Here is a 14418-nt window from a genome sequence, read left to right as displayed (position 1 = left end):
CGCTTACGTCCTACATGCCTCCAGTCTCGAAGTCGTCGCTGCTCGATTCACGCGCCGGTCGAAGGGTAATTCGCCAGTCCGTGGAGCGAGTTGGAAGTATCGGCGAATGAGCTGGTCGTGGACCAATGCGGAAGCCGTCGAGGAAATTCATAGTTAGTTTGCACTCCAGAAGTTGCACCGAAAAATGCGGAAATGCACCGCAGGACAGATGTCCGTAACCGAGGATCACAACATGTTCAAATACTCAGACAGCATCGACAAGTTTGACGATGCGCTATGGGCGGCACTGGAAGGCGAACGTGAGCGCCAGGAGGCGCATATCGAGCTGATTGCATCAGAAAACTATGCCAGTACACGCGTGATGCAAGCGCAGGGCACCGTACTTACCAACAAGTATGCCGAAGGCTACCCCGGCAAGCGCTACTACGGGGGCTGTGAGTATGTCGACATCGTCGAGCAGCTTGCGATCAAGCGAGCCAAGCAACTGTTTGGCGCAGACTGGGCCAATGTCCAGCCACACTCAGGCTCTCAAGCCAACGCTGCAGTCTATTTGGCGCTTCTGCAGCCAGGCGACACCATCCTTGGCATGAGTCTCGCCCATGGTGGTCACCTGACACACGGTGCAAAAGTGAATTTTTCCGGCAAAATCTTCAGCGCAGTGCAATATGGCGTCGCCGATGACGGTGTGATCGACTACGACAAGCTCGAGGTGCTTGCGCTCGAAAGCAAACCGAAAATGATTGTTGCCGGCTTCTCGGCTTACGCCCGCCATCTCGAATTCGCGCGCTTCCGCGCGATCTCGGACAAGGTCGGAGCGCTGCTGTTCGTCGACATGGCTCATGTCGCCGGTCTCGTCGCCGCAGGCTTGTATCCCAATCCGATCCCGTTTGCCGACGTCGTCACAAGTACGACGCATAAGACTCTGCGCGGTCCACGCGGCGGCATCATTTTAGGCCGTACCAATTCTGACATCGAGAAGAAGATTGCGTCGATGCTGTTCCCCGGCACCCAGGGGGGGCCTCTGATGCATGTCATCGCCGCCAAGGCCGTAGCTTTCAAAGAAGCGCTGGAACCCGAGTTCAAGGAATACCAGAAGCAAGTCCTCGCCAACTCCCGCGCGATGGCCAAAGTGTTTATCGAGCGTGGCTTCAAGATCGTTTCCGGCGGCACCGACGACCACCTGTTCCTCGTGGATCTGATAGCTAGAGGTATGACTGGCAAGGCCGCTGACGCTGCGCTCGGCGCGGCCAACATCACGGTCAACAAGAACGCCGTGCCGGACGATCCGCAATCGCCCTTCGTCACTAGCGGTATCCGTATCGGCACCCCCGCAGCGACGACGCGGGGTTTCGGCGAAGCCGAGGTCAAGGCCGTCGCGGGTTGGATCTGCGACATCCTTAACGACATCGACAATCCGGCGGTGATCAATGCGGTGCGCGTGAAGGTTATCGATCTGTGCGCCCGTTTCCCGGTATACGGTTACTGACGAATGCTGAGAATGTGCCTACTGGTGTCTGCGTCGGATGGATACTCCCCATTCGGGGAATTTACGAGCGACGTTGACTGGCGCTATTCCCGCTGCCATGGCAGCCGCAGCGCCGCGATCAGCGGAAAGCACCTGCGCAAAATAGCGCCAACCCGAGCACGCGGCATGTCCTGCCCTCAACTCAGCGCGCCAATCGCGAACAGCACCGTGAGCGCGACAAGCGGCTCGCCGCGAAAGTCGAGCGCTCAATAGTGCGCTGTGCGGCGCGAGCAGCAGCTTAGCGATCGTGCGCCCCAGCATCAGCAACCGGTAGCTGAATCGTCACAAGCGAGAGGGGGAAGCCGGGCTGTGCCGGCCGCTCGCTCTGTCTGCCGAATACCTCCCCCATTTCCGCTCGTGCGCCGACCGGCATGCTGCGAGCCAGCCAGATACCGTACACCGACCCAGCAAGCACCGCCGCCGGCAACCCAACGACGAGACCGAGCAGCAACGTGACAGCAGGGGAATCTAGTCGTCGACAGCACAAGCTATGTTTACGATGCATGCTCACATGCCCTCTTTGTTGACGGGCGTGATTGATCATTCAGGGATCCGTTTGTCCACCTGGCAATACGACGCAGGGGGCAGGATTATCGCGGCTCAGCATGCCAATGGCGTCGACGGTATCAGCTTGTCGTATTCATCGAGCGGCTCCTCTCTTCTGCAAGCGGTCACGAATGCATTAGGAAAACAAACTACCTACACGTTCTCGGCATCTTCGCCCGCCCGGGAACCACTGTTGATCAGCGTGGTGGGAAATGCCAGCGCCCATTGCCTTGGGACAATCGCCTCTCTTATCTGTGATCAAAACAACCGTCGGTCGTCGACGACTGACAACGCCGGCAATGTGACGACTTACACGTATGGCTCAGACGGTCGTGCCCAGACTATCACGGAGGCTCGGGGAACGGCTCAGCCGCGTATCAAGTCCGTCACGTGGAATGCGACATTCGGTGTTCCAACCCAGATCGTTGAGCCGGGGCAAACTACGACATTCACCTGCGATACGGCAGGACGGCTGCTGACCAGGGTACAGACGGACACCACGCAAAACCTTGTGCCCTATTTAACACAGGGGGCACACGAGAACGTGGAGTTACACGTACAACGCACAGGGCCTGTTGAGCAGCGTTGATGCGCCACCCGGCGGCGGCACCAACGTCACCACTTTTAGTTACGGGACACAAGGCTGTGTTTCAAGTGTCACCAACGCACTGGGACAAGTTACACAGATCACTTCGGTGAAGCGCTACCCGATGACTCCGCCGCCACGGTCGCGAAACGTGCTTGCTTACGTGACGCAGCATCGGCAGTGCGAACGAATCGCGTGGCATCAGCACCATCGTGGACGACGGGTATTTGAGTTACGCGGAGTGGTGCGCATCCTGACGCCCTCGCACACCTTGGCCTAGGAACGAGTCGCTGGCGCTATCGGCCTTTCCGTTGCTGCGAAAGCGTGTCGAGCCGAGCCCATCGGTCTCAGCAAGAGCGAGCCGCAAACAGCGGCCCTAAACCCTACCCAACATTCTCCGCTTCAAATCGAGCCGCTTCTTCCCGCGCCTGCCCAGCCGTCAGTAACCTCGATTCCCCCCCTATCTGCAGGTCGAGCACCTTCGTGTGATACGACAGCAGCGACGCGCGGTGCCCCACACTCACATATGTCGCCCCGCTCGCCGCCAGTGTTCCATACAACCGCTGCTCGGTCGCGAGGTCCACCGCACTCGTCGCCTCATCCAGAAAGACATAGCGCGCGCGCGCCGCGAGTGCGCGTACAAACGCGATCCGCTGCTGCTCCCCGAGCGACAGCACGCGAGACCAGTCAATCACCGCATCGAACCCGCCATGCAGCTTTGCTAGATCGGGGAGATTGACCTGTTCCAGCAAGACCTGAAGCTGCGCGTCGCTCAACGCGCTCTCCGTTGCCGGATAGCAAATCTGCTCATGTAGGCTGCCTAACAACATGTAAGGGCGTTGCGGCAGGAACAATACCTCACTCTCCGCCGGCATCGTAATTGTCCCCCGGCCTTCAATCCAAAGGCCGGCCATCGCGCGCAGCAGGGAGCTTTTCCCGACCCCCGTTTGCCCGGTGATGAGCAGGTGTTCGCCCGGATCGACATTTAGGTTTAGCCCATGTAGCAAGGTGCGCTCCCGGCCGGGCGTCTGCAAAGTGACATTGTCGAGCTGGATCGGATGCCCGGAACGTAACTCAATTGTGGTGGTTCTGTCGTTTCTCTCGGTATTTACCGCCTCCGACTTTTCGTCGATCTGGGCTAGACGCACCACGTGCGGCGCCCCCGACGCAAAGATCGGCACGAAGCCCGTCAGGCGCTGAAAGCCTTGTAGCAGCATGGCGGCCGACGCCGTGCCCTGAGCAATGACGCCAAAGCTGATTTTGTCGGAAAAGTACAGTGGCACCAGCACAACGACAGGCAACAGGGTCCATATCACACCCAAGCCGGTTTGAGAGGTCCGCATCACGAAGCCGTAACGCAACTTGGCGAGCGCGATGCGCACCGCTCTGGTCAGGCGATCGTCTACGCTGGATGCCTCTGCCATTTCCCCCCGGTAGAGTGCGATCGTTTCCGCGTGGTTGCGAACATGCAGAATGCCGAAGCGCAGATCAGCCTCCGCTACCGTCGAATCGAAACTCAAGCGGATGTACGGGCGATAAAGCCACCAGGTAAAGACCGCGGTAACGAGGCCATAGACAAGTACGCCATAAAACAGCACGGGTGAAATCGAACGCAATATCCACCCCTGCACACTCATACTCGAGACCGCAGAAAGCAGTACGCACGGTAGCATCGCCGCCATCTCGCAAAACGGCCCCGCTTCCTGCTGAATGCGTTGATCGACGTTGTCGAGATCGCCGTCCTGCTCAACCCGGTAGTAAGTCCTCCCTCGCAGGTAGCGCCGCATCAGGTCCCTCGTCAACCACGACCGCCAGTGCAGTGTCAGCCAAGAATAGACAAAATCCAAAAACCCACTCAGTACACCACTGTTGATCATCAGGCCAATCAGCGTGACCCACAGGAACAGATGCCAATAGGACACTTCATGACGTGTCACCAGCGCATCGCTCATCTGCCTGGTGAGAAGCGACAGCTTTGCGCCGAATGCAGTCTCGATCAGCGAGAGGTAAGCTAGGTACGCAATGAACACCAGCCAGGAGCGCCACGCGCCTGGTCGCGTCCAGTATGGGCGTGAGAGCCCGACCACGCGTTTGAAAAAGCGCCCATTGATGCTGTAGTCCTTCGGGTCCCTGAGTGTGCCAACGGGTAGCATGTCGTCAATCATCCTGAAATAAATGGAATTCCGCGTTGCTTCCACGGCCGAAGTAATTCGGCTTACTACATGATTCAGGCGATTCCGCCAGCCGCCATCTTCTCCAGGCGCAGCATCGGCTTTCCAACGCCCACAGGCATGCTCTGTCCTTCCATGCCGCATCCGCCGATGCCAAAATGGAGCATGATGTCGTTCTCAATCGCGAGATTGCAGATGTCTGGTTCGATGATGTTCACGGTCAAGCGGATAGCGACAAACGGATATCACTGCGCTTGCACGGGATAGGTGCGCAGGTGGGTCAACAAAGATTCGATTACATCCGCGACAATCCGGTGCTGAGTCCGTTGCGCATGGTGGGCCCAGGCATCGTAACGTGCCCACAGAGCGGGCTGTTCCTTGCAACGCTGGCGCTTTCGGACCTGTCTGCGCTCGATGAGGCATTGGAACCACACGTCGCTCGCCGCACCACGGTCTTTCGGCGGCTCGCCCAGCTCATCCCTGACTCGATCGTAATCCTCCTGCTGCATCGCGGATATGTGCTCCGCCTCGTCCTGGCTCCAGTCCGGATAGCGACGATAATCGTTGATGGCCAGTCGCACAACGGCGGACAGAGTCTCGGAGACCGGCCAGTCGACCAACGGCGCCGCTAGCGCCTCGACGGTTTTACTCGCCTCCCGTTCGTTGCTGTTACCGTCCAGCATCACCGCCTCGCGCTGAAGCGCCTGCCAGTCAGGTGGCGTTATCAGTGCGCCCACGCGTTCGCGCTCGTGTAGCACCTTGATCTTGGCGACGAGCTCGCGCACAGAGGCGTCAGCGAAAGATTGCGTGATTTCCCATGGCGAGGTGTAAACGAGGCCGTACAGGACATCATCCGTCACCGTGTGCAAATCAGCGCCCACGGGAATCGAGTCGGCCAACTCACGTATTCGCACGCGTGCATTCGCCATCGCCTGCGGGTCTGGGTCGGATTGATACAGCCATAGCGTGTCGAGCAATTCACCCAGCCTGGCGGGCGCGCCGACCACGGCCTCGAACCGGTCCTTGGCGCCAGCCAGTCGTTCCGACGGCCGATGTCGCGCCTCTTCCGGGGTATCGGACAAGCGCGCCACGCACGCCGCCTTGACGGCCGCGTCCCCACCGAAGCAGCGCCACGCGGGTTGATCCGCACTCGCAACCGGAGCTGTCGCCTGCAAGTCATTCGGCACACTTTTCGGGGCAGGCGCTTGCAGCCCTAGTTCGTCGAACCATTTCTCCAGCATCACGCGCAACCGCATTGTGGAGGGCCCCGTCAGCCGGCCGTATTCGTTGCCGTTCGCATAAAAAACCAGCGTCGGAATGGCACGCACGCCGAAGTGTTTCCATCCTCTGGGCGCTTCGTCGATATTCAGCTTCAACATCTTCAACCGCCCTTCGTACTCGTCGGCCAACCGCTCAAGGTAGGGTGCGAGCGCGAGGCACGGCCCGCACCATGGCGCCCAGAAATCCACCAGCACCGGCCGGCCGGCCTTCACATGCGCCGCGAACGTCCGCTCAGTCGTCTCCGTAAGTGTCATCTTTTCCTTTCCTTGCATCACTTCGGTTGGGGTTGCGTCAAGAAATCGATTTTGGTCAGGCCTGCGCGCTGCGCGGCCGACAACAGGTCGGCCACCGCTTCATAGCGCACCGCCCGATCTGCGTACAGTTGCACTTCCGGCTGCGGCTGCTGCGCGGCTGCCTTTGCGAGTCTCGCCTGTAGCAACGCGTGTGCCACCGGCTGTGCATCCCAACGGATCGCCCCGGCCGCGTCGATCTCGACCGTGACGTGCCTGTTCCGTGCGTCGCTCGGTATGTTGCTCGCGCTCGGCAAGTCGAGCTTTACCGCATGCGTGATCGTAGGCAACGTCACCATGAAAACGATGAGCAGAACCAGCATCACGTCAATCAGTGGCGTCATGTTCATATCGCTCATGACGTCGTCCTGGCGATCATCGAAGAATGCCATTTCAGTTCTCCTGTCCAGCGACAAGGTGCGGTTCGGACCGCTTCTCCCGGCTTGCGCCCGGGCTCCGTCGCTCGCCGCTCATCAGGTACGCGTGCAATTCGTGGCGAAAGCGCGCGAGCTTATGCATAACCCCGCGATTGCCGCGCATGACCGCGTTGTACCCAAGCACAGCCGGAATCGCCACAAAAAGTCCCAGCGCAGTAATCACCAGTGACTCGCCCACCGGCCCCGCCACCTGTTGCAAGCTCGACTGCCCAGTTATCTTGATATTTAGGAGTGCATTATAAATGCCCCACACCGTACCGAGCAAACCAACAAACGGCGCAGTGCTGCCGATCGACGCGAGAACGCCCAGCCCGCTCGTCATCCGGGCCACCTGTTCCTCGAACTCGACACTCAGACAACGTTGCAGCCATTCGTCCGGCGACAATGCCTCTTTCAAGTGTGTGTCGCTATGCAGCTCGCGTGCCTCCCGGGCAACTTCTACCAGGTTCTGATACGGATTACCCTCACCCGGCCTGCGCAACGTGGCGCCACCTATCTCCAGCGGCTGCGCTTTCCAGAAGCGCTGTTCGACGAATGTGCCCTGTCGTTTCAGACGCACGAGCTGTACGGCCTTGTAGACCATCACCGCCCAGGACATCACCGACATGGCGACCAACACTATCGCAATTCCGTGAGTGATTCCGTCACCGTTGGCCCAAACTTCCGGTATTTCATAGTTCATGATGAATTTCCTCAATCGACGTACGAGGTGCTCAGTTGTCCAATCGGAAATCGAGCGGTTGAAGGGCGTGAACGGTGATCGGTATGCCGTGGTCCACGTAAGGCTCGCAACGTCCGACGAGCATCGCCTGCCGGGCTGCCGCATCGAGTTCCTCGAAGCCGCTGCTGGCGGTGATGTTGGCTTGTGTTATCCGGCCCGCGGGGTCGATCGTCACGCGCAATACCACCCTTCCCTCCTCACCTAGGCGCCGCGAACGCGGCGGGTATGACGGTTGCCCGATATCGCATAAGACACGCGCAACATTTCTCACCGCCGGCGCATCCGGTAAATTCAGTGCGTGCTCGGACGGTGCGGAAGTAGGCGTGACGGCGGGCGCCAGTCCCGTAGGCGACGCCGACTGCAGTACCGGCTGCGGTTCAGACGGCTGCGTGAAGGCGGGTGTTGGCGAAGACACCCTGCGCGTTCTCCGGCTATGACGGGCGAGGACCGGAGTAGGTGGCGACGTGGTTGCGCGGCGCATGGCCGGTTGCAGCGAGCGTGTTTCGCCCGAAGCGGGCGCGATGAGCTGCGTGGGCTGTGTGGGTGCGGCTACCAGCGTGACGCGCAACCCCGAATCCGTGGAAGAGGCCTCGGCGGGATGCAACGCAAGCGGGGCATCGAAACGCTCGAAGGCAATTAGTCCCGCGACATGCAGCAGCACTGCCATGATCAGCGCCGCGACACAGCCGCTGCGGGGTCGTGCGCCGCGAGTGCCCGGCGGCAGCCGGAAATCATTCGCCAACGAAGGAAAGAGAGGGGCATTCATGCCTGTTCCTAGAAGTTGCATCGACCAGTCAGATACATGAGCCGGCCCGGCTGCAGAGAAACAGTGTTTCCGGCGCTGCTTTGATAAAGCAGGCGATCAAACAGATTCTTGATGCCCAACGTCATCGACCATTGCTTCGTCCGGTAATAGACGCTCAAATCGGTCTGCATTTGCCCAGGGACCTTGTAATGCAACCGTGCCAATTGATAGCCACTGCGCGCCTCCACGCCGATGCCAGCGCCCCAGCCCCGCCAACGTTCGTCCTGCAGGTCATACGTCATCCACAGACTGCCGCTATGGGGTGGCACCTCGCTACTACTAGAGCGCATCTGCTCGTTGCTGTAGGTGTAGCCAGCGCTGAGATTCAGGCCTGGGAACGGACTACCCTTCACGTTCAGTTCTGCACCGCGCACTACCTGCCCTCCCCCGAGGGTGTAGTAGTTCGTGCCAGGAACGCTTATCAGCGCATTCGTGATCGCGCTGCGGAACACGTCCGTAGTAACGTTCAGGCGGTCATCGAAAAAGTTCAACTTGAAACCAACTTCCATTGAACGGCCCGAAGTGGGGGGTGTCTGTCCACCACCCAGCAACAAGATCCCTTGCTGCGGGGGCTGAAAACTCCGCAAGGCGTTCGCGTACACTGCAACGCTGTCGGTCAGTTGATACAGCACACCGATATTCGGTGTCCACGCAGATTGCGACAACGTCGTGCTGCCCCACGATGTCCCGTGGGCGATACTTGCCAGCACATGCAACCGCCCCCAAGTCAGCTGATCCTGGAAATACACGTTACTGAAATAGCCTTTTCCGCCATCCGTCGCAACAGAACGTCCAGCGATCGGCGGCAATGCCGGACTCGGAAAGGGGGCAACGAACACCCCAGAGGTTGATTGGCTATCCGTCCAATAGACGTTGTAATCAAAACCAGCCAGCACGGTCTGCTTGACCGAACCGATCGCGAATTTCGCCCGCAAGTGGTTATCGGAATCCAGCCCATAGGAGTGTTGAATGCTATCTACCCCGGCATAGAACGTTGAATCGGGTGTTCCAGCCAAAGCAAAGTAAAAATTGTTGGCCTGATACCTTGATGCTTGGTATTGCGTCTTGCTCTCGAACAACCCGATCGTCCCTAGCCGCTGTTTCAGGTCGGCGTACATCGTGTCGGACTGATTGAGCATGTTGCCCAACGGCGTGGCTCGCGTCTGCAGAGGCAGTGGTCCGTTCGGACCGAGCAACGTTGTCTGTACTAGCGGTACGTCCTGGACGTCATGCTGATAGCCAACCACCAAGTTCGTGCCACCCGACTTCCAGCCGAGTGATGGCGCAACATAAAATGTTTTGCCGCCGTCATAGCCCCCGAAACTCTCTCCCTGGCGCTCGGTAGACAGGACGAACCGGTAGGTAAGCCGCTCGTCCTTCGTCAACGCACCGGCAAGGTCGATCGCCCCCAGCCAGTCACCGTACGAGCCTGTTTGTACGGTCAACGCGTGTACCGACGCCGCCTGTGGCTGCTTCGTCACCACATTCACCACACCGCCGGGAGCCATCACCCCCGACAGGATCGAATCGGCCCCCATGAGCACCTCAACCCGGTCTACCCCAGCCATCGGGATACCTAGCGACTGGCTAAAGCCCGTGTTGTTCGTGCCGTTGCTCATTGTGGGCGCCGAAAATCCACGGATGTACACGGTCGGCGCTCCATTTCCCGAGGCCTGCACCGTCACCCCAGCCACGTTGTTAAGCGCCTCCGTAACCGACTGCAATTGCTCGCTCTCGATCAGGTTCTGCGTCACCACCTGGATCGATTGCGGCGTCTGCGAGATCGGGGTATCGGTGCGCGTCGCCGTACTGGTCGAATCCGTCACGAACCCCGCATTCGCCGATGTCGCGCTGTCCGTCACCATGATGGTCGGCATAACCGTGTCGGTGTCGGTCTCGGCCTTTAACTTGGGCTTCGCCGCGGGCAGCACGGGCGTCCGGATCACATACGTCTTCTCGTCGCGCTGCTCCACGTCCAGCCCCGTTCCCCTCAGCAACTGGTTCAGCGCTTCGCGCACCGTTAACCGGCCCGACACCGCCGGAGCCGACCGGTTCACTACGAGCGCATCTGGCGCCAGGATGTTGACTTCTCCCTCCCGTGCCAGCGTCGAGAGCGCACGCGACAGCCGCTGCGCTGGCAAATCGATTACCGCGAGCTGCGCATACGCCCCCACGCTCGCCGTGCCAATCAGTGCCGATAATACGTACGCCGCCCACCCCGTCTTGTTTCTTCTCGGCTGCAACATGAACGCTTCCTTCGCCTGTGTTTTTATACCGCGACAAGCGATTGCGCTCGCCTACTGCTAAAGGCGAACGACTCGTGGATATGGTGGAGTCGAACAAGCGGAAATATTTTTATGATTTTCTATTTTTAATTGATTTTGACTATTTATCGAGCCAACACCCGTCTTGATGCGGCGGCTCATACGCGTGGAGTAACCCCCCGCCCGTCCAGGTGTTCGCCGCCGTTGAAATACAGAATCGGCCGGCAACGTTTGCCGGCGCATGGAACTTGGATGAAGCAGAAAGAGCAACGCGTGTGATCCCGCAGGTGCTCGTCAGTCGCGCCTTTATCGCGCGAAGCGGCAGGAAGGAAGGGCAAAAATAGCTAACGCGGCGCAATCACCGCAGTGCCGTCCGTCTTGAACGCCACAGTCACGGGCGCAATCTCCGGCAACGTTTTCAGCAAACGGTCAGGGTCGGCGTTCGATCCCCCTCCGCTGATCAGCGCCCAGCCCACGCGCGCATCGGTCAACACTATGGGCGCCGTCCGGTAACGCTGCAGTTCCCGCACGACCTCGGCCAGTGGCGTCCGGTCGAAGTCCAGGCGATGATCCTTCCATTCTGTGAGCATCCCCGGGTCGCGACGCTGGACCCTCTGCAAGCCGTCGGTGTGGATCGCTTCGTTCGCCGTCAATAGCACAGGCTCCGTCTGCTTCGGCAGCGTTATGGCCACGCGCCCTTCCAGCACGGCCACGTCTACCCCGGTGTCCCGCAGACGAACGCTAAATTGCGTGCCGATATCCCGGATGTGTGCAAAGCCCGCCTGCACATGAAACGGCCGCAGTGCATTGTGCGCCACCGAAAACAGTGCCTCACCCTGCTCCAGCACAACCTCGCGCGAACGCAGCCGATTCGCGAAATGGATCGCACTTCCGGTATTGAGCAACACCCGGCTGCCGTCATCGAGTGTCAGCGTCATCTGTTGTCCGACTGCCGACTCGCCGTCTTGCTGCGACAACTCAGGATTGGCGATCCAGAACGCGGCGGCCACACTCAGCGCAAACGCGCCAGACACCCACCCGCCCCATCTCCGATTCGTCCTGGCAGGTGCCGTTGGCAAAGAGGAAACGACGGGCCGGGGGTAGCGCCGACGCAACGCGGCAACACCCGAGTCGATGATCGCTTCGGCAGCTTCCTGTTCCTCGATGTAGTCGCGATTTGCAGCACTGGCGCGCCCCAACTTTCGAAGTGTGGCGCACGCCTGAGCCTGTTGCTGCATATCGTCATGTTTCCGGGACACGAATAGATCGTCAATCTGGTTCTTGTCCGGCGGGCCTAACCGCATAGCTCTCTCGTTGTTCTCGGGATCGTGTTATCAATCAATCTCCGATCGAACCGTTTGCCGGCACGCCCTCATCGCATCGACCAGATATTGGCGTACGACCGTGGGGCTTATGTCCATTTCGGCCGCAGCTTCATGATACGTCATGTCATGCAGCTTACACAGGACGAATGCCTCGCGTTGTCGCGGCGGCAGGCTGTCGAGCACTACGCAGAGCCGCTCCACCGTCTGTCGGCAAGCATATTCGCGCTCTGGCGTGACGTCCCAAGGCATCTCATTCATTTCGTCGAGCTCAACCGTGGCTGGCCGCCGGCGGCGACCACGGTCGATTTGCAGGTTGCCCGCGATCTGAAAGATGAGCCCAACTGGCGACACGACCACGTGCTCTCGCGCGTAACACAATGCCCGTTCGAACGATGCTTGCGCAATGTCCGCCCCCTCATCCGGACCGAACTCGCGCGCGAGCTTTCGCCGCAGATGGTGATATCCCTGTACGAGTTCGTCAATCATGGTCAATTTTTGCGATTCAGTTTTTTGAAGACGCGCCATCGTCATAGCACAAGTCAATTCCGTCAATCCGGCATCGCCGTGGAATCCAGCCGATACGCACGGGAACAAACGCCGACGATCGACAGATCCTGCCCAATCACCTGTTGGAATGGTCCAAGTACACCAACTTCACGGCTCCTTGCAAAAGCGGGTAATGCCGCGATGACCGCCACCGCGCTATATCTGTTGGATGCGCGGCACAATAGCAAGCGTTACTTCTCCAGTGAACGATTAAATTCGGGATTTCATATCGCTATCGGATGAATCGCCCTGAGGTTGCGGGTAATTGGCGGGTAAAAAACGGATATTTATCCATCCGGTATGGCTACGCCATTAGCTAGCAAGACGGTATTGTCACGTTGAGCGGGATGTTGCGAATAGAATGGGGCATGAAGAGAAAATGCCAACTCAATCAGCCGTCAGGCGACGCGGTGATTTCGTTCAAGGGTTACCGGTTTCCGCCGGATGTGATCAGCTACGCGGTGTGGCTGTATTACCGGTTCCCGCTGAGCCTGCGCATGATCGAGGAGATGCTCGCGGCGCGTGGCATCGATCTCACGTACGAAACGCTGCGCCGCTGGTCGACGCACTTCGGTCTGGCGATCGCGAAACAGATCCGCACTACGGCCTTGGGGCATGGCGACAAGTGGCATCTGGACGAGATGGTCGTGTCGATCAATGGCGAAAAGCACTGGCTGTGGCGAGCGGTGGACCAGCAAGGCGTGGTGCTCGACGTGCTGGTGCAGGGCCGACGCGACAAGGCTGCGGCGAAGCGCCTGATGCGCAAGCTGCTCAAGCGGTTCGGTCGCCCGCGGGTGCTAGTGACCGATAAACTGCGCAGCTATGCGGCGGCAAACGACGAGATCGGACTGAACGTTGATCACCGGCAGCACAAGGGGCTAAACAACCGGGCCGAAAATTCGCACGAGCCGACGCGGGTGCGCGAGAAGGTGATGCGGCGCTTCAAAGTCGGCGCGTCACCTTCAACGGTTCACATCAGTCCACGGGCAGGTTGCCAACCTGTTCATGAGCTGCAGCTACAATCGAAACGCTCAACACAAACGCGAGGCCCGCGTCCAGGCCATGGCGGCCTGGCAAAAGGCTTCGTGCGCCCGTTGGGCGGCGTAAGCCGTTTCATTCACGCTTTCAGCGCCTCTACTCGTCCGCTCACCGAACAAGTTGACAATACCTGCGCAACAACTTGACAATGCCGGTAGCGATGCCGCCAGCGTTACCACCAACATGTACACGTTATTCCCTGTCGGGCCATGGAAACAGTCGCTCGCCCTGCGCCAGGCGCAACATCCGTTTTCGTGCGCCGTCCATCAAATGGACCGGTGCTGCGGCGAACTGCTGGTCGTAAAAACACAGCAGCCTCGCGAGGATAGCTTCGTCGCCGGGTTCAATGGTCCAGGCATCACTGCTTGACGTGAGTCCGAGACAACGTTCCAGCGCACCCTGCACTTCACGATAGAAACAGTCGAGTTTACTGCCAAAACCCGCTTCACGCAGAAACCAGCTCAGGCTGGCTACGATGAACAGTTCACCCAGAAGCGCCGTGTTCCCGGCACTGCTGCGACATGAAGCAAGCGCAAGGTGGTTGCGCAGGGAAACCTCTCGCACCGATTCGACGGTCGGCGGCAAAAGTTTGTCCTTCGTCAAGGTAACGCGCACACCGTTTCCTGGCGTTTTCTTCTTTGCGGGTTTGGATCTCACGGGAAGCTATGAGGTGATGAAGGCGGAAGTGGTCCTGCGTTGCGGTCTGGATGGCTGCCGCAATAAATTGTATCAAGTCTGCGACGCTGCGATTTTCTGATTTAGTCGGCCCTGAAGAATTCATTTGCAGTCCAGATCAGGTGATCGCGAGCCATCGAACCCGCGAAGTGTCGAGAACATGAGCAAACCACTTCAGGACGAACAGCGCAAAGAAGACGGGCCGCAG

Annotated in this window: 13 protein-coding genes and 1 pseudogene; 3 read left to right on the top strand and 11 right to left on the bottom strand. The window is 59.3% G+C overall.

The genetic code is table 11. The features are described 5' to 3' along the window. Positions 1 to 232: 232 nt before the first annotated feature. The gene (gene glyA / locus ACREXZ_RS27540) at positions 233 to 1486 is read left to right on the top strand and encodes a serine hydroxymethyltransferase (protein WP_431767298.1); all 1254 of its coding nucleotides are present in this window, start codon (positions 233 to 235) and stop codon (positions 1484 to 1486) included. Positions 1487 to 1763: 277 nt separating this feature from the next. Here the strand turns inward: glyA and ACREXZ_RS27535 are convergent, their stop codons facing one another. Next, entirely contained in the window at positions 1764 to 2030 is a 267-nt protein-coding gene (locus ACREXZ_RS27535; protein WP_431767349.1) for a hypothetical protein, read from the bottom strand. Between the two features lie 6 nt (positions 2031 to 2036). Between ACREXZ_RS27535 and ACREXZ_RS27530 the strand changes: the two genes are divergently transcribed. Next, entirely contained in the window at positions 2037 to 2660 is a 624-nt protein-coding gene (locus tag ACREXZ_RS27530) for a hypothetical protein (protein ID WP_431767352.1), read from the top strand. Between the two features lie 380 nt (positions 2661 to 3040). On the opposite strand, the gene ACREXZ_RS27525 is transcribed toward ACREXZ_RS27530, so the two are convergent. The 9 genes from ACREXZ_RS27525 to ACREXZ_RS27485 all read right to left on the bottom strand — a co-directional run bounded on the left by ACREXZ_RS27525 (position 3041) and on the right by ACREXZ_RS27485 (position 12437). Continuing rightward, positions 3041 to 4822, bottom strand: coding sequence for an ABC transporter ATP-binding protein/permease (locus ACREXZ_RS27525; RefSeq protein ID WP_431767297.1), 1782 nt, complete (start codon positions 4820 to 4822; stop codon positions 3041 to 3043). A 62-nt stretch (positions 4823 to 4884) separates the two neighbouring features. Beyond that, complete coding sequence (locus ACREXZ_RS27520; protein WP_431767296.1) at positions 4885 to 5046, bottom strand: hypothetical protein; 162 nt, start codon at positions 5044 to 5046, stop codon at positions 4885 to 4887. 27 nt (positions 5047 to 5073) lie between these two features. Then, the gene (locus tag ACREXZ_RS27515; protein ID WP_431767295.1) at positions 5074 to 6363 is read right to left on the bottom strand and encodes a thioredoxin family protein; all 1290 of its coding nucleotides are present in this window, start codon (positions 6361 to 6363) and stop codon (positions 5074 to 5076) included. Between the two features lie 17 nt (positions 6364 to 6380). Beyond that, positions 6381 to 6791 carry an ExbD/TolR family protein gene (locus ACREXZ_RS27510; protein ID WP_431767348.1) on the bottom strand — a complete coding sequence of 137 codons (411 nt, stop codon included), beginning with the start codon at positions 6789 to 6791 and terminating at the stop codon, positions 6381 to 6383. A 1-nt stretch (position 6792) separates the two neighbouring features. Next, positions 6793 to 7521 carry a MotA/TolQ/ExbB proton channel family protein gene (locus ACREXZ_RS27505; protein WP_431767347.1) on the bottom strand — a complete coding sequence of 243 codons (729 nt, stop codon included), beginning with the start codon at positions 7519 to 7521 and terminating at the stop codon, positions 6793 to 6795. A 28-nt stretch (positions 7522 to 7549) separates the two neighbouring features. Beyond that, the gene (locus ACREXZ_RS27500) at positions 7550 to 8323 is read right to left on the bottom strand and encodes a TonB family protein (RefSeq protein ID WP_431767294.1); all 774 of its coding nucleotides are present in this window, start codon (positions 8321 to 8323) and stop codon (positions 7550 to 7552) included. Positions 8324 to 8331: 8 nt separating this feature from the next. After that, positions 8332 to 10608 (bottom strand): TonB-dependent siderophore receptor, encoded by a 2277-nt coding sequence (locus tag ACREXZ_RS27495; protein WP_431767293.1) that lies wholly within the window; start codon positions 10606 to 10608, stop codon positions 8332 to 8334. A gap of 362 nt (positions 10609 to 10970) precedes the next feature. Beyond that, the gene (locus tag ACREXZ_RS27490) at positions 10971 to 11930 is read right to left on the bottom strand and encodes a FecR family protein (RefSeq protein WP_431767292.1); all 960 of its coding nucleotides are present in this window, start codon (positions 11928 to 11930) and stop codon (positions 10971 to 10973) included. A 30-nt stretch (positions 11931 to 11960) separates the two neighbouring features. Then, a complete protein-coding gene (locus tag ACREXZ_RS27485) occupies positions 11961 to 12437 on the bottom strand; it encodes an RNA polymerase sigma factor (protein WP_431767346.1) in 477 nt (158 codons plus the stop codon). A gap of 428 nt (positions 12438 to 12865) precedes the next feature. Here ACREXZ_RS27485 and ACREXZ_RS27480 point away from each other — a divergent pair. Then, positions 12866 to 13604, top strand: a pseudogene (locus ACREXZ_RS27480) (IS6 family transposase). 123 nt (positions 13605 to 13727) lie between these two features. Here the strand turns inward: ACREXZ_RS27480 and ACREXZ_RS27475 are convergent. Beyond that, complete coding sequence (locus ACREXZ_RS27475) at positions 13728 to 14138, bottom strand: hypothetical protein (RefSeq protein ID WP_431767291.1); 411 nt, start codon at positions 14136 to 14138, stop codon at positions 13728 to 13730. Positions 14139 to 14418 lie beyond the last annotated feature (280 nt).

This window comes from Paraburkholderia sp. (assembly GCF_050742655.1).
Taxonomy (GTDB): Bacteria; Pseudomonadota; Gammaproteobacteria; order Burkholderiales; family Burkholderiaceae; genus Paraburkholderia.
The sequence above is the reverse complement of the archived record's forward strand: the minus strand, read 5'-3'. Positions and strand labels throughout refer to the sequence as shown.